Annotated in this window: 17 protein-coding genes; 12 read left to right on the top strand and 5 right to left on the bottom strand. The window is 67.6% G+C overall.

The features are described 5' to 3' along the window. Positions 1–5: 5 nt before the first annotated feature. From C7I84_RS04915 to C7I84_RS04895, 5 genes are read right to left on the bottom strand one after another with little or no spacing between them, the layout of a single operon-like run. Positions 6–1,514 (bottom strand): aldehyde dehydrogenase family protein, encoded by a 1,509-nt coding sequence (locus C7I84_RS04915; protein ID WP_106771046.1) that lies wholly within the window; start codon positions 1,512–1,514, stop codon positions 6–8. 51 nt (positions 1,515–1,565) lie between these two features. Then, the gene (locus C7I84_RS04910) at positions 1,566–2,366 is read right to left on the bottom strand and encodes a cyclase family protein (RefSeq protein ID WP_106771045.1); all 801 of its coding nucleotides are present in this window, start codon (positions 2,364–2,366) and stop codon (positions 1,566–1,568) included. Then, a complete protein-coding gene (locus tag C7I84_RS04905; RefSeq protein WP_106771044.1) occupies positions 2,363–3,604 on the bottom strand; it encodes an SDR family NAD(P)-dependent oxidoreductase in 1,242 nt (413 codons plus the stop codon). Before C7I84_RS04905 ends, C7I84_RS04910 begins: the two co-directional genes overlap by 4 nt. Next, positions 3,601–4,794, bottom strand: a complete 1,194-nt coding sequence (locus C7I84_RS04900; protein WP_106771043.1) for a thiolase family protein — start codon at positions 4,792–4,794, stop codon at positions 3,601–3,603. The genes C7I84_RS04905 and C7I84_RS04900 overlap by 4 nt, the downstream gene beginning before the upstream one ends. A gap of 27 nt (positions 4,795–4,821) precedes the next feature. Further along, positions 4,822–6,438 carry an AMP-binding protein gene (locus tag C7I84_RS04895; protein WP_106771042.1) on the bottom strand — a complete coding sequence of 539 codons (1,617 nt, stop codon included), beginning with the start codon at positions 6,436–6,438 and terminating at the stop codon, positions 4,822–4,824. A gap of 162 nt (positions 6,439–6,600) precedes the next feature. Between C7I84_RS04895 and C7I84_RS04890 the strand changes: the two genes are divergently transcribed. The 12 genes from C7I84_RS04890 to C7I84_RS04835 all read left to right on the top strand — a co-directional run bounded on the left by C7I84_RS04890 (position 6,601) and on the right by C7I84_RS04835 (position 21,625). Next, entirely contained in the window at positions 6,601–7,500 is a 900-nt protein-coding gene (locus C7I84_RS04890; protein ID WP_207770967.1) for a LysR substrate-binding domain-containing protein, read from the top strand. Positions 7,501–7,756: 256 nt separating this feature from the next. Beyond that, on the top strand, positions 7,757–9,370 hold the full coding sequence (locus tag C7I84_RS04885; RefSeq protein WP_106771040.1) for a GMC family oxidoreductase: 1,614 nt from the start codon (positions 7,757–7,759) through the stop codon (positions 9,368–9,370). Between the two features lie 44 nt (positions 9,371–9,414). Continuing rightward, the gene (locus C7I84_RS04880; protein WP_106771039.1) at positions 9,415–11,040 is read left to right on the top strand and encodes a GMC family oxidoreductase; all 1,626 of its coding nucleotides are present in this window, start codon (positions 9,415–9,417) and stop codon (positions 11,038–11,040) included. After that, a complete protein-coding gene (locus tag C7I84_RS04875) occupies positions 11,037–12,632 on the top strand; it encodes a sugar ABC transporter ATP-binding protein (protein WP_106771038.1) in 1,596 nt (531 codons plus the stop codon). Before C7I84_RS04880 ends, C7I84_RS04875 begins: the two co-directional genes overlap by 4 nt. A 26-nt stretch (positions 12,633–12,658) precedes the next feature. Beyond that, positions 12,659–13,660, top strand: a complete 1,002-nt coding sequence (locus C7I84_RS04870) for an ABC transporter permease (protein WP_207770966.1) — start codon at positions 12,659–12,661, stop codon at positions 13,658–13,660. Positions 13,661–13,842: 182 nt separating this feature from the next. Then, positions 13,843–14,829, top strand: coding sequence for a sugar ABC transporter substrate-binding protein (locus C7I84_RS04865; RefSeq protein WP_106771036.1), 987 nt, complete (start codon positions 13,843–13,845; stop codon positions 14,827–14,829). Positions 14,830–14,858: 29 nt separating this feature from the next. Further along, positions 14,859–16,250 carry an amidase gene (locus tag C7I84_RS04860; RefSeq protein ID WP_106771035.1) on the top strand — a complete coding sequence of 464 codons (1,392 nt, stop codon included), beginning with the start codon at positions 14,859–14,861 and terminating at the stop codon, positions 16,248–16,250. A gap of 112 nt (positions 16,251–16,362) precedes the next feature. Further along, the gene (locus C7I84_RS04855; RefSeq protein ID WP_106771034.1) at positions 16,363–17,148 is read left to right on the top strand and encodes an SDR family NAD(P)-dependent oxidoreductase; all 786 of its coding nucleotides are present in this window, start codon (positions 16,363–16,365) and stop codon (positions 17,146–17,148) included. Between the two features lie 279 nt (positions 17,149–17,427). Next, the gene (locus C7I84_RS04850) at positions 17,428–18,594 is read left to right on the top strand and encodes an ROK family transcriptional regulator (RefSeq protein WP_106771033.1); all 1,167 of its coding nucleotides are present in this window, start codon (positions 17,428–17,430) and stop codon (positions 18,592–18,594) included. Further along, a complete protein-coding gene (locus C7I84_RS04845) occupies positions 18,591–19,397 on the top strand; it encodes an ATP-binding cassette domain-containing protein (RefSeq protein WP_106771032.1) in 807 nt (268 codons plus the stop codon). Before C7I84_RS04850 ends, C7I84_RS04845 begins: the two co-directional genes overlap by 4 nt. After that, positions 19,394–20,434 carry a sugar ABC transporter substrate-binding protein gene (locus C7I84_RS04840; RefSeq protein ID WP_106771031.1) on the top strand — a complete coding sequence of 347 codons (1,041 nt, stop codon included), beginning with the start codon at positions 19,394–19,396 and terminating at the stop codon, positions 20,432–20,434. Before C7I84_RS04845 ends, C7I84_RS04840 begins: the two co-directional genes overlap by 4 nt. 195 nt (positions 20,435–20,629) lie before the next feature. Then, positions 20,630–21,625 (top strand): ABC transporter permease, encoded by a 996-nt coding sequence (locus tag C7I84_RS04835; RefSeq protein ID WP_106771030.1) that lies wholly within the window; start codon positions 20,630–20,632, stop codon positions 21,623–21,625. The last annotated feature ends 1 nt before the right edge of the window (position 21,626 follow it).

Below are 21,626 nucleotides of genomic sequence, written 5' to 3'. Positions count from 1 at the left end.
CGCTCCTACAGGCTGATGACCGCGGCCTTGATCCTGGTGTGGTCGAGCACCGACTGCTCGCCGAGATCGTGGCCGACGCCGGAATTCTTGGTGCCGCCGAAGGGCAGGGCCGCGTCGAGCACGTTGTGGACGTTGACCCAGACGTTGCCGGCCTTGAAACCCCTGATGAAGCGGTGGACGCGGCTGATGTCGCGGGTCCAGACGCTGGCGCCGAGGCCGTATCGGGAATCGTTGGCGAGGTTCAGCGCCTCGGCCTCGTCGGCGAAGCGCGACGCCACCAGCACCGGGCCGAAGATTTCCTCCTGCACCACGCTCATGGCCTGCGTCGTGTCGACCAGCACGGTCGGACGCACATAGCTGCCCGGATGGTCGAGGGCCTCGCCGCCGGTCAGCACGGTGGCGCCGTCGCGCCTGCCGGCCTCGATGTAACCCAGCACCCGTTCCTGCTGCGCCTTGCTGACCAGCGGTCCCATCTGGGTGTCGGGGTCGAGCCCGGGCCCCAGCCGGATCGACCGGGCGATCTCGGCGACGCCTTCGATGACCTTGTCGAATATGGAGCGGTGCACGTAGAGGCGCGAGCCGGCGCAGCAGTTCTGGCCGTGATTGGCGAAGATCGCCCAGGCGGCGGCGGGGATCGCCTTGTCGAGGTCGGCATCCTGCATGATGACGACCGGCGACTTTCCGCCGAGCTCGAGATTGTATGTCTTGAACGCCACCGCCGCTCTCGCGGCGATCAGCCTGCCGGTGGCGGTCGAGCCGGTGAAGGAGATCTTGTCGATGCCGGGATGGCTGACGAGATGCGCCCCGGTGCCCGCGCCGGAGCCGGTGACGACATTGACGACGCCGGCGGGGAATCCTGCCTCCAGCGCGAGATCCGCCAGCCGCAGCGCGGTCAGCGGCGTCGGTTCGGCCGGCTTCAGCACAACGGTGCAGCCGGCCGCCAGTGCCGGCGCCAGCTTCCACACCGCCTGGCAGAGCGGCACGTTCCACGGCACGATGCCGGCGACCACGCCGACGGGCTCGCGGGTGGTGAAGGAGAAGAACTCGCCGGAGGGGATGTAGGGGGCGGAGATGTCGACGGTGCGCCCCTCGATCTTGGTCGCCCAACCCGACATGTAGCGCAGGACATGGGCGGAGAATTCGACGTCGATGAGTTTCGTGGCGCCGATCAGCCGGCCGCTGTTCACCGTCTCCAGCTCGGCCAGCTCGCGGCCGTTCTGCTCGATCAGCTCGGCGAGCTTCGCCATGGCGTGGGCGCGCTCATAGGGGCGCATGCGCGGCCACGGCCCGCTTTCCAGCGCCGCGCGCGCCGCGAGCACGGCGGCGTCGACATCCGCCGCGCTGGCTTCCGGCACACGGCCGACCTCTTTGCCCGAGCTCGGATCGATCAGCGCCACGGTTGCGTCGCCGGTGGAGGCGACGGGTTTTCCGCCGATCCGCAATTGGTGCTCCTGCGCGAGGAACGCCCGGCTGGCTTCTCCGAGCAGGGCGAAGTCGTTGCTGTAGGCGTTCATGTCTGCCGACCTTTCCGAATTGTCTTCACCATCCGATTGTCCTCCCGCCGCTCAGCCGCCGACCAGCGCGACGACCCTTAGCGGGCTGCCCGAGCCGTGCAGGATCTTCAGCGGCGCGGCGAAGACGAGCGCGCCGACCGGAGGCAAGAGGTCGAGATTGGTCAGGCATTGCAGCCCGTAGCGGCCGGCACCGTGCAGAAAATGATGGGCGGGGTAGGGCGGGTCGAAATGCCCTGCCTGGCCGGCGTCGGTGCCGATCGTCTCGGTGCCGAAGCCGATGATGCCGCGCTCCTCGACCAGCCAGCGTATCGCCTCGGCGTCCGGACCGGGCGTGTGCGCGCCGTCGTCGGTCAGGTTGGCGTAGTCGCGGCCCGTCTTCTTCGACCAGTCGGTGCGCATGAGCACCCAGCTGCGCGACGGGACACGGCCGTGCCGCGCTTCCCAGTCGAGCACATCCTGGCGGGTCAGCAGGAAATCGGCGTCCTCGGCCGCTTGGCGCGCGCAGTCGATGATGCAGGCGGGCGCCAGCATGTCGGCGGTGGGCAGCGTGTCCACCGTGTTGAGCGGCAAATCCTTGCCGGTGAACCAGTGCACCGGCGCGTCGAAATGCGTGCCGGTGTGCTCGCCGAAGGAGATGTTGTTCCAGTACCAGGCAGGGCCGTCGCCGTCGTAGCGCGATATCCGCTCCATGCGGAACGGGGCGGATTGCCCGAACTCCGGCGGCATGACGATGGTCGGGAAGTCCGGGGAGAGTGTATGGGTGAGGTCGACCAGCTTCACGCCGCCGCCGGCGATCGAAGCGGCGAGCTTTCCGAGCAGGTCGGTAGGACCGGGGCCGGCTGCGGCGGTCATTGGCCGATCTCCCGTTCGAGCGCTTTCGGATTTGCCGTCAGGCGGGTTTTGATGTCGTTGGCGACGTCGCCGACATAGACCTCCTCCAGCCCGCGCCGCAGGCCGTCGACCACCGCTGTGGCGAGCGCGGCGGGCGCCACCTTGGGCGGCGGCAGGGTCTGGAACCATTCGGTGTCGAGCGGGCCGGAGAAGGCGTTCATGAGCTTGACGCCGCCGCGCGCCAGCTCCGCCCGCAGCCAATGCGACAGCGACAGGCAGGCGGCATGCGACACCGACAGGCTGCCCAGCGCCGGCAGGTTGGCGAGCGCATGGACCGACAGCAGGTTCACCCAGGCGGCGGCGCCATGCCGGCCGTCGGCACCGCGGGCAATCATCACCGGCGCGAAGGCACGGGCGAGCCGCATCGCGCCGAACAGCGTCTGCTCCATCGTCTCGCCTATGCGCAGCGTGGCGCCCGCATCGAACAGGTGTCCTGGTCGGATATGGTCGGTCGTGTTGATCAGGATGTCGACCTTGGCGCCGATATCGGTGGCGAGGTCGGCGACCGACCGCTCGTCGGTCAGGTCGAGCGGCACGATTTTGACGCCGCCGATCTGCCGCAGCGCCTCTTCGTTGGGAAACGGTTTCCACTGCTCACCGACGCCGACGAAGATCTCGCGCGCGCCGGCCTCCGCCAGGGTTTTGGCGAGCGCCTGGCCGACAGGATTGCGGCCGTCGGTGATCAGGACGCGCCGCTGGTTTGGATCGGCGGTCATCTCCCGCCATTGCAAATCGTCTTGCATGTCTGGCGTCCTCGAAATGGGGTTTGCGAACAGCGCGGCCTGGCCGCCGCGGTCGAGTTGCAGCGACATGTTCACCCGCTCGCCCTCGGCGCAGTCGCCATGGACGTGCGCGATCGCCTGCGGGCCGCAGTCGAGCGTGACGATCCCGGTCCGCCAGGGCAGGCGCTCGCGAAAATAGCTGTCGGCCGTCACATGCACGGTGGTGAGCGCCGCCAGCACGCCGCCGGTGGGCGCATCGACGAACGGCAGCCGGTCGCTCAGGCAGCGCGGGCAGGCGTCGCGCGGCGGGTAGGTGAAGGCGTGGCATTCGGCGCAGCGCTGGATGGCGAAGCGGCCTTCCGCCGCCGCGCGGGTCAGGCCGTGCGCGGTTCGGCTGCGGGGAGCGGGCGGCAGCAGCGGCTCACGGGTGCGCTCCAGCGGGTTCTTGCGCTTCGGCTTGGCGATCGGCTTGCTCATGCGCGGTCCCCCGCGAAGATCACGGCGCCGGCGGAGAGGCCGCGGTCGTAGTTGATCATGCCGAAGCCCGACGCCAGTCCGATCCGCGCGCCGTCGATCTGCGTCGGTCCGGCTATTTTTATCACCTGGCGCATGCATTCGACGATACCGAGATGGCCGCCGGCCGCCCCCGCCTGGCCGACCGACAGCTGGCCGCCCGACGTGTTGTGCGGAAAGCTGCCGTTTATGGTGAAGCTGTGTTTTCGGACGAAATCCGGGCCTTCACCCTTTTCGCAGAAGCCGAGATCCTCGAACTGCATCATCGAGATGACGGGATAGTCGTCATAGGTCTGCACCACGTCGATGTCGGCGGGGGCGATCCCGGCCATGGCGTAGAGCTCGCCCGCGTCCTGCGCCCAGCCGCCGCGCACCTGGATCGGATCCTCGGCGAAGGCATTGTGGCGCTCGATGGTGGAAAGGATTTTTGCCGCCGGCAGAGCGAGGGCGCGTGCAGTCTCCTCGCGCATGACGAGGAAAGCCTCGGCGCCGGCGCAGGGCATGACGCAGTCGAACAGGTGGATCGGCTCGGCGATCGGCCGTGCCGCAAGGTACTGGTCGAGGGTGAGCGGCTTCTTCATCAGCGCGTGGGGATTGCGCAGCGCGTTGTCGCGCTGGGCGACGCACAGCTTGCCGAAATCCTCGCGGCGGGCGCCGAACTGCTTCATGTAGTTGCGGGCGATCAGCGCGAAGCTGGCATTGGGGCCGCCGGCGCCGTAGGGATAGACGGCGTCCTGGGCGAAGCGGGAAAAATTCGACAGCGTCTTGCGAAACGTGTCGACATGGTTGGTGTCGCCGGCCACGCAGGCGACGATGTCGGCATCGCCCGCCTGCACGGCGCGGGCCGCGCGCCGCAGCGACAGGATGCCGGAGACGCCGCCCATCGGGATCGTGTCGAGCCAGCGCGGCGACAAGCCGAAATGCTGGGTCAGCCCGACGGCGCTGTCCGGCGCGATGGAAAAACTCGCGACGGAAAACCCGTCGAAATCGCGATGGCTGATCCCGGCGCCGTCGGCGAGGGCGCGCAGCGCCCGGCCGATCCACCACTGGCCGCTCTCGATCGAATAGCGCTGATAGGGCACGGTGACGGGGACAGTCGCGACGACGCCGTCGTAGGATTGCCGCTTGCTTTTTGCTGCCCCTGTCCCGTTCATCGGCTCATATCCGGATGTCCGCCGCGCTCATTGCCCTTCGCCCTTGCGCAGCGCCGTCTTGAAATCCCTGAGATCGATGGCCAGTCCTTGCCGCACCAGATCGGCGGCCATCGCCTTGATCTCGCCGCGCTGCAGTTTCTGGGTCGAGCCGAGCGGCAGCTCGTCGACGAAGGCGGCGTAGCCCGGCAGCTTGTGATAGGAGAGGCGCGCCGCGCCCTGGCGGACGATCTCCTCGGCCGTCGTCCTGGGATCGCTATGGCGACCATTCGCCGTGACGAAGAAGGCGAACACCTCCTCGCCGCGCAATTCGTCCGGGACGGGCGTGACGGCCACCGCTTTCAGCGTCTCGTCGCCTGTCAGCGCCGCCTCGACCTCGAGGACGGCGATGTTCTCGCCGCTGCGGCGCACGATGCTCTTCTTGCGGTCGAAGAAGTAGAGCAGTCCCGCGTCGTCCTCGAAGACGAGATCGCCGGTGCGGAACCAGCCGTCGGTCCATGCCTCCTCGGTCGCCTGCTCCTCCTTGAGGTAGCCGCTGAAGAAGCCGTCCCTCGGGTCGGGGCCTTCGGCCCGCACAATCAGCTCGCCGGGCTCTCCTCTGATAACCGGTGCACCGTCGTCGCCGACGATCCGGTATTCCATGCCTTCGCGCGGCCGGCCGATGCAGCGCTGGCCGGGCGTGTAGTCGTCGCAAGCCGTGGTAGTCGTGGCGCGGCCGCCGGTCTCCGTCATCGCCCAGGCCTCGACGATTGGGATGCCGTAACGCCGCTCGAACTCGATCTTGTGGGCGGCGTCAACGCCCGGGCCGAGCGCGAATTTCACCTTGTGCGCGGTCTCTTCCGGCGTCTCCGGCAGCTGCAGCAGGATCGCCGGGATGACGCCGAGGAAATGTGCGATCGTCGCCTCGGAATCCTTCACCGTCCGCCACCAGCGTTTTGGATGGAAGCGGTCGAGCGGCACGATGGCGCCACCCCTGACGATCATGCCGAGCGCGGTGCAGCCGAGCGCGTTCATGTGGAACATCGGCAGCGGCGTCAGCGCGACCTCGCGGCCGTCCTCGACCTCGGCTATGCCGCCCTGGGTCACGTACCAGTCCGCCAGCGTCATGAAATAGCTGTTGGAGAGCATGCAGCCCTTCGGCTTGCCGGTGCTGCCGGAGGTGAACAGCAGCGCGCATTCGTCCTGCGGCTCGCCATACCGGCGCTCGGCCGGCGTGCCGGCCGGCGGGATATCGTCGGTCGTGTCGATGACCCGTACCCGCGGGTCGGAGAAGGCACGCAGCGCCGGCGCGTCCCTGGCGTAGGTGACCAGCAGATCGGCGCCGGCGAGGTCGAGCTGGTAGGCAAGCTCGGCCGGGCGCAGGTCCGGGTTGATCGGCACGATCGACACGCCCAGCGCGTTGAGGGCCAGCCAGTGAAGGAGCAGGTCCGGCCTGTTCTCCAGCAGCAATGCAACGCGGCAGCCAGCCCCATAGCCGGGATCGGCGAAGCGCGACCGCAGCCGGTCGACGGATTCGAGCGCCTCGCCGTAGGAAACCCGAAAACCCTCGGGTGCATAAGGCAGGGCAGCGCTCGCCGGCGCGATCAGAAACGTCGCGTCCGGCTTTGTCGTCGCGCGTTCCGCGAAGGCGAGAAATGGAGAATGCATCGGACATCCCGTTTCGCGCTCCGTCGCAGCGAAACCCGGCTTCTTCTGCCCGAGGCGACTGACACAGCGCGTCTGAAACTGGCCAAAGGGGTAGTGGGGGGCGGAGGGGACGGTCCAATATTATTGCTTGCCGGTTTGGATAGTGGATTGCTATCGATCGCCATGGACCTGAGACAAATTCGATATTTCATCGCCGTCGGCGAGGACGAGCATTTCGGCCGCGCCTCGGAGCGGATCCACATCGCCCAGCCGGCGCTGAGCCGCCAGATCCAGATGCTCGAGGCCGAACTGGGCGTGACGCTGTTCGAGCGCCTGCCGCGTGGCGTGCGGCTTTCGGCGGCGGGACGGACCTTTCTCGACTACTGCCGCAAGATCATGCTCGACCTCGGCCATGCGGTGAGCGAGACGCAGGCCGTCAGCCGCGGCGAGGCGGGAATGCTCAAGCTCGGCTTCATCGAGGTCGCGGCATGGAGCGGCACCATCCCGGAAGTGATCATGGGATTCAGGCGCTTGAGCCCGGACGTTCAACTGGTGCTGCGGTCGATGTCGACGCTGGACCAGCTGGAAGCCATCCAGGACGGCCGGATCGACGCCGGCTTTCTCTACAATCCGGCGACGAACAACCCGCTGCTGACGACGCTGCCGGTCGCGCGCCACCGGGTGCTGCTGGCCGTGCAGTCGGACTCGGCCCTGGCCGGCCGTCAGGCTGTCGACGTGAAGGAGTTGTCCGGACAGCCGCTGATCTCGTTCCACCGGCGTCAGAGCCCGATCTATTACGACGAGCTTCACCGCGGCCTGTTCAATGCCGGCGTTGCTGTCGACATCGTGCACGAGGCCGACAACGAGGCCGAGATGCTGGCGCTGGTCACAACCGGCCTCGGCGTCGCTCTCATCAACGAATGCCAGAAATGGCGCAGGCCGGAGGGGCTGGCGCTCGTTCCGGTGCGCGGGCTGGATGTCGGGCTGGATCTGGCCCTGGTCTACCGCACGGCCCACGGGCTGCCGGCGCTTGACAGGTTCCTGGATCTGGTTCGGGCGCAAACCGCCGGTGCGGCCGGCTGACGGCGGCACACGCTCCCCGTGCATATAATGAGATTGATGGCCTGGAGGTGCAATCGATGCCGGGACGGTATGGATTGGCCCAAACTTTTGTATTGGAGTTGCCGGGTAAACTCCGCTTCATTCACCATCACAACGATTGAAGGCCCGCCACGGCGTAGCCGTTGGAAACGGGCCGGCGCAGTGGGGACATGGCGAAGGATGCCGGCCGGATTTTCGGTTGGTGCCCGATGTCTGGGCAGGAGGACGGACGCCTTTCATGGCTGATGCGGTGGAGATCATTAAAACCGATTTCGTGATCGTCGGTGCGGGTTCGGCGGGATGCACGCTCGCCGGCCGGCTTTCCGAGGATGCGGGAACGTCGGTGACGCTGCTGGAGGCCGGTGGGCCAGACCGCAATCCGTGGATACATATCCCGATCGGCTACGGCAAGACCATCGTCGATCCGCGCCTCAACTGGCGCTACGAGACGGAGAAGGGCGCCGAGATCGCCAACCGGCCGATGTACTGGGCGCGCGGCAAGGTTTTGGGCGGCTCCTCCTCGATCAACGGGCTTCTCTATATCCGAGGCCAGGCGCGCGACTACGACCAGTGGCGCCAGCTCGGCAATGCCGGCTGGTCCTACGAGGACGTCCTGCCCTATTTCAGGAAGGCGGAGGACCAGGAGAACGGAGCCGACGCCTATCACGGAAGCGGCGGGCCGCTGCGCGTCTCCAACCTCAAGGAGCGCAACCCGCTGTGCGACGCCTTCATCGACAGCGCGGTCGAGGCCGGCATTCCGCGCACCGAGGATTTCAACGGCGCCTCGCAGGAGGGCGTCGGCTACTACCAGATCACCACGCGCAATGCCCGCCGCTGCTCCGCCGCCGTCGCCTATCTGAAGCCGGCCAAGCGGCGGCCCAACCTGCGCATCGTCACCCACGCTCTCGCCGAGCGCATCCTGTTCGACGGACGGCGCGCCGTCGGGGTGGTGTTCGAGCGCGCCGGCCGGCGCACCACCGTGCGGGCCCGGCGCGAGGTGATCCTCAGCGGCGGCTCGATCAATTCCCCGCAACTCCTGCTGCTTTCGGGCGTCGGCACGGCCGGCGAGCTCTCCGAGCTCGGCATCTCGCCCGTCCACGACCTGCCCGGCGTCGGCGAGAACCTGCAGGACCACTACGGCGCGATCATCACCTACAAGAGCAGGCTGCCGCTCACCGTCAACGACATCATGCGCAGCCCCCTGCGGCAGGTGCAGGCGGGGCTGCAATACATGCTGTTCCGCACCGGGCCGCTCACCATATCGGCCGCGCAGGTCGGCGCCTTCGCCCGATCCGGGCCGCATGTCGAGACGCCCGACATCCAGTTCCTGTTCCAGACCTTCAGCCACGACGAATACGATGCCGGCCTGCACAAATTCTCCGGCTTCGCCAACGTCGTCTGCCCGGTGCGGCCGGAAAGCCGCGGCAGGCTCGCGCTGCGCTCGGCCGATCCGAAGGACACGCCGCTGATGCAGCCCAACTACCTGGCGGCGGAAACCGACCGGCGCGTGCTGGTCGAAGCGATGAAGCTGTCGCGCCGCGTGGCCGAGAAGGCGGCGATCGCCGCCCATATCGTCGCCGAATACGCGCCGGGTCCGGCCGTACGGACGGACGACGAACTGCTCGCCTATGCCAGGGAGACGGGACTGTCGATCGCCCACCAGGTCGGCACCTGCAAGATGGGCAATGACCCGATGGCGGTGGTCGACAGTGCGCTGAAGGTGCATGGCGTCGACGGGCTGCGGGTGGTCGACGCGTCGATCATGCCGACGCTGGTGTCGGGAAACACCAACGCCCCGACGATCATGATCGCCGAGAAGGCGGCCGACATGATCCGCGGCAAGGCGGCCTGAGGCGACCCCGGAACGATGCGCGGCGGACGGCCGATGGCGAAGGCATGATTGGGAGCTGGCGTTCCGTGCTCGACGGGCAGATGTTCGATTACGTCATCGTCGGTGCCGGCTCCGCCGGCTGCGTGCTGGCGGCACGCCTCAGCGAGGACGGCAGGAGCACCGTGCTGGTGCTGGAGGCGGGCGGCAAGGATTCCAGCTTCTGGATTCACATTCCGGTCGGTTACGGCAGGACCATCACCGATCCGCGCGTCAACTGGAAGTTCGAGACCGAGCCCAATCCGGCGCTCGACGGCCGCCGCATCTATTGGCCGCGCGGCAAGGTTTTGGGCGGCTCCTCGTCGATCAACGGCCTGATCTACATTCGCGGCCAGGCGGAGGATTTCGACCACTGGCGCCAGCTCGGCAATGCCGGCTGGTCCTACGACGACGTGCTTCCCTATTTCCGACGCGCCGAGGACCAGGAGAACGGCGCCGATCGCTATCACGGCAAGGGCGGCCCGCTGTCGGTGACCAATCTCACCGAGCGCAACCCGCTCTGCGACGCCTTCATCGGCTCGGCCGCGGCGCAGGGGATTTCCCGCAACGAGGATTTCAACGGCCCCGTCCAGGAAGGCGCCGGCTATTTCCAGGCGACCGTGAGGCGGGGCAGGCGGGCCTCCGCCGCCACCGCCTATCTCCGGCCGGCCATGGCGCGCCGCAATCTGACGGTGGCGACTGACGCCCACGCCGAACGCATCCTGTTTGAGGGCCGACGGGCCAGCGGCGTCGAGTTCAGGCGTGGCGGGACCGCGATGCGCGTCAATGCCCGGCGCGAGGTTATCCTGGCCGCCGGCTCGGTGAAGTCGCCGCATCTGCTGATGCTGTCGGGGCTGGGCGACGCCGAGGACCTGGCGAGCCATGGCATCAAGTGGTTGCACCACCTGCCGGGTGTGGGCAAGAACCTGCAGGATCATTACGGCGGCCAGATCACCTGGAAATGCAACCGGCCGATCACCATGAACGACGTGATGCTGAGCCGCTTCCGGCAATTGAAGGTCGGCCTGCGCTGGCTGCTGACGCGCGGCGGCCCGCTGTCGGTGCCGGCGGGGCAGGCCGGACTGTTCGCCAAGGTGCTGCCGGAATCCGCGTCGCCGGACTTGCAGTTCCTGTTCCAGACCTTCAGCGGCGGTTATTATGAGGACGGGCTGTTCAAGTTCTCCGGCTTCGCCAATTTCCTGTGCCCGGTGCGGCCGCTGAGCCGCGGCGAGATCCGGTTGCGCTCGGCCCGGCCGGACGACACGCCGAAACTGCTGCCCAACTACTTTTCCGAGGAGCGCGACCGTCGCATCGCCGTGGAGGGGTTGAAGCTCGCCCGCCGCATGGCGGCGAGCCGGCCGCTGGCGGATTTCGTCGTCGAGGAGCACCTGCCGGGATCGCCGACCGCGACCGACGCGGAGATCGAGGCCTATCTCAGGCGGAACGGCGGCTGCGTCTCGCACCAGGTCGGGACCTGCAAGATGGGAACCGACGAGATGGCGGTGGTCGACCCGGAACTCAAAGTGCGTGGCGTCGAGGGACTGCGCGTCGCCGACGCCTCGGTGATGCCGACGCTGGTGTCCGGCAACACCAACGCCGCCACCATCATGATCGGCGAGAAGGCGGCGGACCTGATCCGCGGGCGGGCCGCATGAGCCTGGCCGTCGTCGAGCAGCGCTGCGAACCGGCCGACGCACCGCCTCCGCCCCGCGCCGGTGCGGCCGAACTCGTCCGGGTGGAGGGCATAAGCAAGAGCTTCCCCGGCGTGCGCGCCCTGAACGATGTCAGCCTGACCATCCGGCCGGGCGAGGTCCATGCGTTGACCGGCGAGAACGGCTCCGGAAAATCGACGCTGTCGCGCATCATCGCCGGCATGATGAAGCCGGATGAAGGCCGCATCTTCGTCGACGGCCGGGAGTGCACGATCGACAGCCCGGCGGCCGCACTCGGCATGGGCATCGTCATGATCAGCCAGGAGCTGACGCTGGCGCCGACGTTGACGGTGGCGGAGAACATTTTCCTCGGTCGCCTGCCGCGCACCCGCCTCGGCCTCGTCGATTGGTCGCGGCTGGAAGAGGACGCGGCGCTGGCGCTGGCGCGGCTCGATGTCCATGTCTCGCCGCATGCGCGGGTGGGCGACCTCAGCGTCGAGTTCAGGCAGGAGGTGGAGATTGCCCGCGCGCTCTCGGCCAATGCCCGCCTGCTGATCCTCGACGAGGCCACCAGCTCGCTGTCCGAAGCCGCCACGGCGCGGCTGCTCGAGCGCGTGCGCCAGGAGCGCGACGCGGGCATGGCGATCCTAATGATCACCCACAGGATGCCGGAGATCTATGCGGTGTCCTCCGTCGCCACGGTGCTGCGCGACGGAAATCTCGTCGCCACCGTCGCCCTGCCGGAGGCGACGGAAAGCCAGCTCGTGCGGCTGATGGTCGGCCGCGAGATCAACGACTTCTACGGAAAGCGCTCCATCCCTGTCGGCGACCGGGTGCTGCGCATCCGCGACCTGCACACGCCGGCCGGCATATTGCGGCCGACCTCGCTGGAGGTAAGGCGCGGCGAGATCGTCGGCATCGCCGGCCTGGTCGGATCGGGCAAGTCCGAGTTCGGCCTGGCGCTCGGCGGCGCGATCCCCGGTGCTGGCGAAGTCGAGGTCGACGGCCGTCCGGTGCGTCTCGGCGACCCGCGCAGCGCCATCGCCGCAGGCATCGGCTTCGTCCCCGACGACCGAAAATCGTCGGCCCTGCTCTTGGTGCGCAGCGTGCTCGAGAATTTTTCGCTGGCCTGGATGGATCGGCTGTGCCGGGCCGGCCTGCTGGACACGCGCCGCGAGCGCTCGCAGGTAGAGGCCGCGGTCAAGAAATACCACGTGGCCGCGGCGTCTCCCGCCGTGGCGATCGCCACCCTGTCGGGAGGCAACCAGCAGAAGGTCATCCTGGGGCGGACCTTCGCGCGGCAGCCCAGCGTGCTGGTGCTGAGCGAACCGACGCGCGGCATCGACGTCGGCGCCAAGAGCGAGATCTACCGGATGCTGCAGGACGCTGCCGAGGCAGGTGCGGGCGTCGTCGTCATCTCCTCCGAACTGCCCGAGCTCTTGGGCATCTGCGACCGCATCGCCGTGTTCTTCGAGGGCGGGCTGGCGGCGGAGTTCAACCGCGACGAGGCAACGGAGGAGGCGATCGCGCATGTCGCCGTCGCCGGCACCGGCAGCAGGGCGCACGCCGACGATCGATACGAGGAATTAGAATGACAGCCACGAATGCGAGGAGTGCGGTCATGACGGAGCGAAGCCGGCCGGCCGCGCCGATCTTCCAGCAGATCCTGCAGAACCGCTACGCCGGCGCCCTGTTCAGCCTGTTGCTGGTGTCAGCGATCGTGGCGGCCACGCAGCCGGTGTTCCTGACCTGGCCCAACCTCATGAACATCGTGAAGTCGAACAGCGTCGTCTTCGTCCTGGCGATCGGCGCGACTTTTGTCGTCATCGCCGGCGCCATCGACCTGGCGGTCGCCAGCGCCACGGCGGCCTGCGCCATGGTGCTCGGCCTGCTGCTGGTCGCCGGCATGCCGGCCTATGTGGCGATCCCGGCGGCGCTGCTGTTCGGCGGATTTCTTGGAGCGATCAACGGCACGCTGATCAGCTACTTCAAAATCTCGTTCTTCGTCGTCACCCTCGGCTCGCTGTCGATGTTCCAGAGTTTTGCCCTGATCGTCAACGACGGCGGCAGCATCAGCGTGTTCTCCTCGCCCGGCTTCGCGCCGATCAGCGCCTTCGTCAACGGCAACATCGGTGCCGTTCCGATCATCCTCGTCTTCGACCTGGCGCTGCTGCTGATCGCCGGCGGCGTGCTGCGCTACACGGCGTTCGGCCGAGCGCTTTATGCCATCGGCGCTAACACGGAAGCCGCGCGCCTCAACGGCATCGACGTCAAGCGCATCATGCTGCTCGTCTTCGTCATCGCCGGCCTGATGGCCGGGCTCGGCAGCGTCGTGCAGGTCGGACGCCTGACCTCGGCCTCCGCCGAGATCGATCCGACGCTGCTGCTCACCGTGCTGGCGGCGGTGCTGATCGGCGGCACCGCCTATACCGGCGGCGAGGGCGGGGTGTTCGGCACCATGATCGGCGTGCTGTTCCTCGGCGTCATCCAGAACGGGCTGACGCTGAGCGGCGTGTCCTCGTTCTGGCAGGGCATGGTCAGCGGCCTGATCCTCATCCTGGCGGTGTGGCTGGGCGGACTGCGGCAGGTTCTGCGACGCCGGCGGCAGGCCCGGATCGGCTGACCGCGTGGGCATGGCTGCATGAGCGGTGTCCCTCGACGAGCGATAGCATTCCGGTATCGGACGGCCTGATTGAATCTATTGGATGGGGATGGGTTTTTCGGCTGTGATGAACACAGGCGCGGCGGCGGCCCTTTCGAAAGGAACGGCCGCGCCGGCAGAAAAACAAGGAACAGGGGAAGATCATGGGAAAGATCAGGATCGGATTTGGCGCGCTGGTCGCGCTCTATGCTACGGCCTGCGCCGCGCAGGCCGAGGACACGCTCATCGGCTACATCTCACCGATCGCCAGCCAGCCCGGCCAGCAATTGATCAACACCGCCATCGGCGCGGCGGCGACCGAGAAGGGCTGGCAACATCGCGTTCTCGATGCCAACCTCTCCGCCGACAGGCAGGTCTCGCATGTCGACACGCTGCTGACGCTGGGTGCCAAGGCGATCGGCTCCTGGTCGCTCGATGCCAACGCCGTCGGCGGCGCCTATGAGCTCGCCCGTGCCCAGGGCGTCCCGGTCATCGGCGTGAACTCGGTCGGGCAGGGCGTCACCAACACTGTCTGGTGGGAGGTCAACACCTGCAATCCCGGCGGGCCATACGAGAAGCAGGCGGCATGGATCGCCGAGCGGCTTCCCGCCGCCAAGGTGATCGTGTTCGGCGGCCCGCCCGTGGAGTCGATCATGGCCAACGCCAAATGCTTCACGGAAGCCGCAAAGGCTGCCGGGCTCGAAGTGATCGACCGCGTCGACAACACCAAGGATTCCACCGCCAACGCGGCCACCCTGGCGTCCGACGAGCTGATCCGCTTTCCCGACGTGCAGGTCTTCTGGGCCTACAATGATTCCAGCGCGCTCGGCATCTCCGCTTCGGTGATCGCCGCCGGCAAGTCGGTCTACGCGGCGGGCAAGACGGACGGGGTCATGGTGTTCGGCATCAACGGCGATGCCGATGCCATCGCCGCGGTGCGCGAGGGGCGGCTGACCGGCACCTGGGATCCCGATGCCCCAGCGACCGGCTTCGCCCTGGCGCGTGCCATGGACGAGGCGATCGCCAACCCCACGGCCGAGCAGAAGCCGATCGTCGTCGCCTCGAAGCTGTTCACCTCCGAAAACATCGACAGCTGGGTGGCGGACGACAAGCGCGCCTATTCGATCGCCGCATTCCCCGAGGCGAAATAGCCTCGTCCCCCGGGCGGGCACCGGCCGGCATGAATCTCACGGCGGAGCTGCATTTCAGCGACCTGACGGATGTCGCCGCGCTGCTGCGCGACGGCGACATCCGGGCGCGGGATCTTGCCGAGGCCTGCCTCTCGCGCATCGCGGCGATGGACGGGCGCTGCAACGCCTACATCACCGTGCTGGCCGATCGGGCGCTGGCGGCCGCCCAAGCGGCCGACAGGGCGAGGGCCGCGGGGCGCCTGCTCGGTCCGCTGCACGGCGTGCCTATCGCCGTCAAGGACATCCTCGACATAGCCGGCGCGCCCACCACGGCGGGCATGCCGATGCGCCGCGACCATGTCGCCACCGAGGACGCGACCGTCGTGCGGCGTCTCGATGAAGCCGGCGCGGTGATCCTCGGAAAGCTCAACGTCGCCGAAGGGGTCTACGGCGAATATCTGGAACCGTACGGCGCACCCATCAATCCCTGGAATGCGGATCGCTGGGCCGGCGCCTCGTCCGGCGGCAGCGCCGTCGCCACGGCGGCCGGGCTGTGCTTCGGATCGATCGCTTCCGACACCGGCGGCTCGATCCGCCTTCCTTCAGCGGCCAACGGCGTCACCGGGTTGCGGCCGACCTGGGGCCGGGTGAGCCGCCACGGCGCGTTCGAGCTCGCCGGCGATCTCGACGCCATCGGGCCGATGGCGCGTTCGGCCGCCGACGTGGCCTGCCTGCTCCAGGTTATCGCGGGAGTAGACACGCTCGACCCGACCTCGCTGATCGAGCCGGTGCCCGACTTCTCCGCGCAGCCGCCCGAACTTGCGGGCGTGGTCGTCGGCGTCGATCCTTCCTGGATGAGCGACCGCGTCGAGCAGCCGGTGGTGCGGGCTGTCGAGGCCGCGCTGGTCACATTCCGGTCGCTGGGCGCCACGGTGCGGGAGATCAGCCTGCCGCCGGCGGAGCAGGTCATCTGGGACTGGTTCGAGATCTGCGCCGCGCAGGCCGCCCTGGCGCACGAGGCGACCTATCCGTCGCTGGCCGGGCGGTATTCGCGCTCGCTCGCGGCGCTGCTCGATCTCGGGCTCGGCCTTAAGGCGGTCGACCTGCAGCGCGTGCAGAAGCGCCGGGCCATATTTGCCGGGCAGCTTCAACGAACTTTGCGGACGGTCGATTTCGTCGCCATGCCGGCCATCGCCTTCGCCATCCCGACACGGCAGCGCATGCTGACGATCGACGACGACACCATCTACGGCATCCACCGCTTCACCTGCCCGTTCGCGATGTCGGGCAATCCCACCATCACCTTTCCCGGCGGGTTCGAGGCCGACGGCATGCCGCTGTCGGTGCAGCTCGTCGCGCCGCGCCTTGCCGAGGCGGTGCTGCTGTCGGCGGCCCGCGCCTTCCAGTCCGTCACCGACCATCATCGCCGCCGTCCGCTGTAGCGACGGGACGCGGCGCGGACAAAATTCGCAGGGTCGAGCGAAGCCCGGGCTATCGCAAGCCCGCTGCGATGAGGCATGCTGCCTCGCAACACACATCGCAGGGAGGGACGGAATGGATTTCGGCGTCACGGACAAGATCGCGATCGTGACCGGCGGCGGCACCGGCATCGGTCACGCCATCGCCAGGACGTTTCACGACGAGGGGGCCACCGTCGTCATCAACGGCCGCTCGAAGGAGCGCATCGAGGCGGCCGCCGCGGCGATCGGCCCGCGCGCCCACGGCGTCGTCGCCGACTTGCTGACCGCGGAGGGAGCCGAAGCGTTGGCCAGCCATGCGGCGCGCCTCGGGCCGGTCTCCTTCCTCGTCAACAACATCGGCATCTTCGACGTCAACGACTTCTTCGAGGTCGGCGACGAGCGCTGGATCGAGTATTTTCAGCACAACATCATGACCGCCGTGCGCATCACGCGCCTCGTCATGAAGGACATGCTGGCGCGCGACGAGGGCAGCATCGTCTTCATCTCGTCGGAGGCGGCGATCCGCTCCATCGGCAACATGGTGCCCTATTCGGTGACCAAGACGGCGATGCTGGGGCTCGGCCGGTCGCTGGCAGAGCTGACGCGCGGCACCGCGGTGCGCGTCAACAGCTACATGCCGGGAACCACGGCAACGGAGTCGGTCGAGACCTATTTCGCCGACCTTGCCCGCCAGCAGGGAAAATCGGTGGAGGAGACGCTGCGCGACTTCTACAAGGAGGTGCAGCCCTCCAACCTGACGCAGAAGCTGATCGACCCGATGCTGCACGGCCGCGGCGTCATCCAGCTCGCCACCAATCCGGCCATGAACGGGGTGACCCACCGGGCCGACGGGGGCACCATCCGCTCGATCTTCGGCTGATTGGCCGCGACTGGTTCATTCCTCGTCCTTTCGTCGTCCGGCTGGACGTTCATCTCCATTCTCGCGCGGGGGGATCATCGACGCGGCATTCTCTGCCCCTGGCTCATCGAGCGCCGTCATCGCGGCGGCGCGCTGCCGCTCCATGGATCGGCGGCGCGACCGGCACATGAAATTTTGCAGGCCATTTCCCAGCCAGCGGCGTGCCTTTCTGATTTTTGAAAACCGTTTGACAAAAACGAACCACGGTGCAACTCTGCCCGTGTCGGGAGGGCGCACGGGATGGCGCTGCGGGGTACCAATCAGGAATCCGGACGACCGTACAACCGGCGGATCGTTCTGGAATCGATCCGCCTGCACGGCCCGACTACCCGCGCCGACATTGCCCGGGGCGTCGGCCTTACCGTCCAGACCGTCTCCACCATCGTCCGCGAGCTCGAGGAGCAGGGTTTCGTCCTGTCCGGGCGCGACGAACCGAAGGGGCGGGGACTGCCTCCGGCGACATTGCGCATCAACGCCGCGGGCGGCTACGCCGTCGGCATCCATCTCACTCCGCTCGGCATCGATGCCGCGCTGATCGATCTTGGTGGCAACGTCGTCGAAAATACCCGCCGCGCCGCGCCGGGCGTGTCGCCCGACCGCGCCTTCGAGCTGATCCGCGTCATGGTGCGCGACCTGACCCGGTCGAGGCCGGGCGGCCGCGTTCTCGGCGTCGGCATGGCGCTGCCCGGTCCGTTCGGCGTGGAAACCATGAGTTTCGTCGGCCCGACCACCATGGCGGGCTGGGAAAACGTGGCCCTCCGGGACCGGCTGGCCGAGGCGACGGGATTGCCTGCCTTCCTCGACACCGACATGGCGACCGCCGCGCTCGGCGAGCAGCTCTACGGCTACGGCACGAAATTCTCGGACTATTACTATCTCTATTTCGGCGTTGGCCTCGGCGGCGCCCTGGTGCATGACGGCGCGGTACTGCGCGGCGCCTGGGGCAATGCCGGCGAGATCGGCCACATCCCGGTGGTGCCGGACGGCGAGCCGTGCCCTTGCGGCAATCGCGGCTGCCTGGAGCGCTACGTATCGCTGGAGGCGCTTGGCCGAAGCGGCGCCGGCGAAACGGACTGGCTGCGCAGCGTGGCGCCGATCTTCCGCAACGCCATCAGCACCATCGAAAACCTCTACGACCCGCAGACCGTCATCCTCGGCGGCCTGGCGCCGCCCGAACTTCTCGAAAGGCTGGCGGAACTCGGCAAGGAGCTACCCAATTCGGTGTCGGCGCGTCGCGACAGGGTGACGCCGCGCCTGATCGTCGCCCTTGGCGGACAGCAGTCGGTGCTGCGCGGAGCGGCCGCGCTGGTCGTATCGGGCGTGCTGTCGCCGCGCTTCGGAAAAATGTTCGCCGCCGAGCACGAGAGCGGACACAGCGGCTCCGAGGGAAAGGGTATGGCGGCATGAGCGAGCCCCTGCTGGTCCTGGAAGACATCACCAAGAAATACGGTGCCATCGAAGCGCTGAGAGGCGTCAGCTTCTCCATCGCCAAGGGGGAGGTGGTCGCCCTGCTCGGCGACAACGGCGCCGGAAAATCGACCTTGGTGAAGATCATCTCCGGCGGCCTGGAGCCTACGTCGGGCCGCATGCTCTTCGAGGGCAAGGAGTTTCTGGCGAAGACGCCGGCCGAAGCCAAGGCGGCGGGCATCGAGACTGTCTACCAGGACCTGTCGCTCTGCACCAATGTCGACGTCGTCGCCAATTTCTTCATGGGCCGCGAGATCACGCGCAGGGTGCTGGGCGTGCCCGTGCTCGACGAGAAGGCCATGGAGGCTGTGGTCGGAAAGGCGCTCGCCAATGCCGGCACGCGCATCCCGTCGCTGCGCACCAAGGTCGAGCATCTGTCGGGCGGCCAGCGCCAGGCGATCGAGCTCAACCGCTTCGTCCACTGGGGCGGCAAGCTCGTGCTCCTGGACGAGCCGTTCGCCGCGCTCGGCGTCGAGCAGACGCGGCGCGGCCTCGAGATGATCCGCCAGGTGGCGCGCCAGGGCATCGGCGTCGTCATCATCACCCACATCATGCAGCAGGCCTTCCAGGTCGCCGACCGGATCGTGGTGATCCGCCAGGGTGTCGTGGCCGGCGACGTGCCAACCGATAAAACCAGCCCCGATGCGGTGGTCGCCATGATCACCGGGGAAGTGCTTGCCGGCGCCGGTCCGGCAGCACAGGGGCAGAAGAGGGGTCCGGCACAAGAGGAGAGAACGACATGAGACGAACATTGATGTCCGCCCTCGGCGTCCTGGCATTGGCGATCGCCATGCTGACGCCGGCCTGGGCGCAGTCGAAGGGCACCGTCTACTACATGGTCCCGACCTTGCTGGACGAGTTCCAGACGGGCTCCGTCGGCGCGCTGGAGATGTTCCTGAAGCAGGTCGGCTACGACGTGAAGACGCTCAACGCCGACAACAAGACGGATGCCCAGCAGAGCCAGATGAACGACGTCATCGCGCTGAAGCCGGCGGCGATCATCCTCGCCGCGGTCGACTTCAATGCGCTGAAGCCGTCGATCGAGGCGGCGCGCGCCGCCGGCATCCCGGTGGTCGAGTTCGACCGGCAGATCACCTCGACGCCATCCGACTTCACCTCCGTCGCCGGCACGGTCGAGATCGGCTACGTCGCCGCCGAGCAGGCCGAGAAGCTGCTCAAGGAGAAGCACGGCTCGGTCAAGGGCAAGGTCCTGCAGGTGCTCGGCGACCCCGGCGATCCCTACACGCTCGACATCCAGAAGGGGTTCGAGGAGAAGATGAAGGCGTTCCCGGAGGTGACCATCATCTCGCATCCGGCCATGCAGTGGGAGGCCAGCAACGCCGGCACGATCGTCGCCGACCAGCTCGTCGCAAACCCCGACATCGACCTGATCTTCAACCACGCCGCGCATCTGTCGGTCGCCGCCGTCGCTTCGCTCGAGGCCGCCGGCAAGAAGCCCGGCGACGTCATGATGATGAGCTCGAACGGCGCGCCGGTCGGTCTCGACCTGATCCGCAAAGGCTGGCTGAACGTCGAGGTCGAGCAGCCGCTCTACGCGCAGGCCGCGGCGGTGGCCATGTTCATGGACAAGGTCGTGAACAAGCAGGAGATCAAGGCCGGCGAGTATGACGTGATCGGGCTGAAGGGTACGCTCACCGTCGAGAGCTGGGGCCCCAACATCCGCCTGCCGGGTGCGGCGATCGACAAATCGAACGTCGACAACCCGGCCTTCTGGGGCAACATGAAGCCGCCTTCGGACACGGTGAAGGCGGTGGAGTGAACGTCAGACTTTGATCGGCACCTTCACTCGCCCCCTCCACCGCCTGCGGCGGTCCCCCTCTCCCGCCTCGCAGGGGAGGATCCAAGGCCGCGACCGTTACGGGCGCGGATCCTCCCCCGTTTACGGGGGAGGGGGACCACGCGAAGCGTGGTGGAGGGGGCGCCTGATTCGATTGGAACAACCTTTAGCCCATACATGACCCCACGCACCCGAAAGATCCTCGAGTTCGTCCTGGACAATCTCGTCTGGTTCATGCTGCTTTTCGTGCTGGCGATCTTCTCGATCTTCGTCCCGAACTATTTCCAGCTCGGCATCTTCGCCAACATCATCGAGGCCTCCAGCGTACTCGGCGTCATGTCGATCGGCCTGGCGCTGGTGATCATCACCGGCCACATGGACCTGTCGGTGGAATCCGTCGCCGCGCTCGGCGCCATGGCCGTCGGGATACTGTTCTGCTCGGCCGGCATCGGCATGGGCCTCCAGCTCCGGCCGGAATGGCTGATGGTGCCGGTGTCGATCCTGGTCGCCGTCGCCGTCGGCGGCGCGGTCGGGCTGCTCAACGGCGTCCTCATCGTCAAGGTGAGGATGAACGCCTTCATCATCACGCTCGCCGCCTACATCTGGGTGCGCGGCCTCGTGGTGGCTGTGTCGGGCGGCCGCTCGGCGCAGGATCTGGCGCCGGCGATCCGCTGGTTCGGCATCCAGCGGATTCTTGGTCTGCCGCTGACGGCCTGGATCGCGATTGCCTGCTTCGTTGTCTTTTCGCTGATCATGGCGAAGACGCCGTTCGGGCGGCATCTCGTCATGATCGGCGGCAACGAGACGGCGACCTTCCGAGCCGGTATCAGGGTCACCCGCAACCTGATCATCGCCTTCGTGCTGGCCGGCGCGATCGCCGGGCTGGCCGGCTGGCTGCTTGCCGTCCGCACCTCGGGCGCCACCGCCAATCTGGGCGTCGGCCTGCTGTTCAACGCCTTCGCCGCGGTGGTGATCGGCGGCGTCAGCCTGAAGGGCGGCGTCGGCTCGCTGTCCGGCGTCTATGCCGGCGTGCTGCTGCTGTCCTCGATCAACACCGCGATCAATCTCATGGGGCTGCCGGCCAATTTCACGCAGGTGATCCACGGCCTGCTGGTGCTGGCCGCCGTGCTGCTCGACACGCTGAAGCAGACCATCCGCCAGAAACTCGCCTGAG

Source organism: Kumtagia ephedrae, assembly GCF_003012745.1.
Classification (GTDB): domain Bacteria; phylum Pseudomonadota; class Alphaproteobacteria; order Rhizobiales; family Rhizobiaceae; genus Kumtagia; species Kumtagia ephedrae.
This window is presented reverse-complemented; position numbering and strand designations above follow the sequence as displayed.

Coding starts and splice junctions, on each gene's coding strand:
- C7I84_RS04880 (WP_106771039.1), top strand. CDS start 9,415: ATGATTGGGAGCTGGCGTTCCGTGCTCGACGGGCAGATGTTCGATTAC.
- C7I84_RS04860 (WP_106771035.1), top strand. CDS start 14,859: ATGAATCTCACGGCGGAGCTGCATTTCAGCGACCTGACGGATGTCGCC.
- C7I84_RS04855 (WP_106771034.1), top strand. CDS start 16,363: ATGGATTTCGGCGTCACGGACAAGATCGCGATCGTGACCGGCGGCGGC.
- C7I84_RS04905 (WP_106771044.1), bottom strand. CDS start 3,604: ATGAGCAAGCCGATCGCCAAGCCGAAGCGCAAGAACCCGCTGGAGCGC.
- C7I84_RS04910 (WP_106771045.1), bottom strand. CDS start 2,366: ATGACCGCCGCAGCCGGCCCCGGTCCTACCGACCTGCTCGGAAAGCTC.
- C7I84_RS04840 (WP_106771031.1), top strand. CDS start 19,394: ATGAGACGAACATTGATGTCCGCCCTCGGCGTCCTGGCATTGGCGATC.
- C7I84_RS04850 (WP_106771033.1), top strand. CDS start 17,428: ATGGCGCTGCGGGGTACCAATCAGGAATCCGGACGACCGTACAACCGG.
- C7I84_RS04900 (WP_106771043.1), bottom strand. CDS start 4,794: ATGAACGGGACAGGGGCAGCAAAAAGCAAGCGGCAATCCTACGACGGC.
- C7I84_RS04875 (WP_106771038.1), top strand. CDS start 11,037: ATGAGCCTGGCCGTCGTCGAGCAGCGCTGCGAACCGGCCGACGCACCG.
- C7I84_RS04885 (WP_106771040.1), top strand. CDS start 7,757: ATGGCTGATGCGGTGGAGATCATTAAAACCGATTTCGTGATCGTCGGT.
- C7I84_RS04835 (WP_106771030.1), top strand. CDS start 20,630: ATGACCCCACGCACCCGAAAGATCCTCGAGTTCGTCCTGGACAATCTC.
- C7I84_RS04895 (WP_106771042.1), bottom strand. CDS start 6,438: ATGCATTCTCCATTTCTCGCCTTCGCGGAACGCGCGACGACAAAGCCG.
- C7I84_RS04870 (WP_207770966.1), top strand. CDS start 12,659: ATGACGGAGCGAAGCCGGCCGGCCGCGCCGATCTTCCAGCAGATCCTG.
- C7I84_RS04890 (WP_207770967.1), top strand. CDS start 6,601: ATGGACCTGAGACAAATTCGATATTTCATCGCCGTCGGCGAGGACGAG.
- C7I84_RS04915 (WP_106771046.1), bottom strand. CDS start 1,514: ATGAACGCCTACAGCAACGACTTCGCCCTGCTCGGAGAAGCCAGCCGG.
- C7I84_RS04845 (WP_106771032.1), top strand. CDS start 18,591: ATGAGCGAGCCCCTGCTGGTCCTGGAAGACATCACCAAGAAATACGGT.
- C7I84_RS04865 (WP_106771036.1), top strand. CDS start 13,843: ATGGGAAAGATCAGGATCGGATTTGGCGCGCTGGTCGCGCTCTATGCT.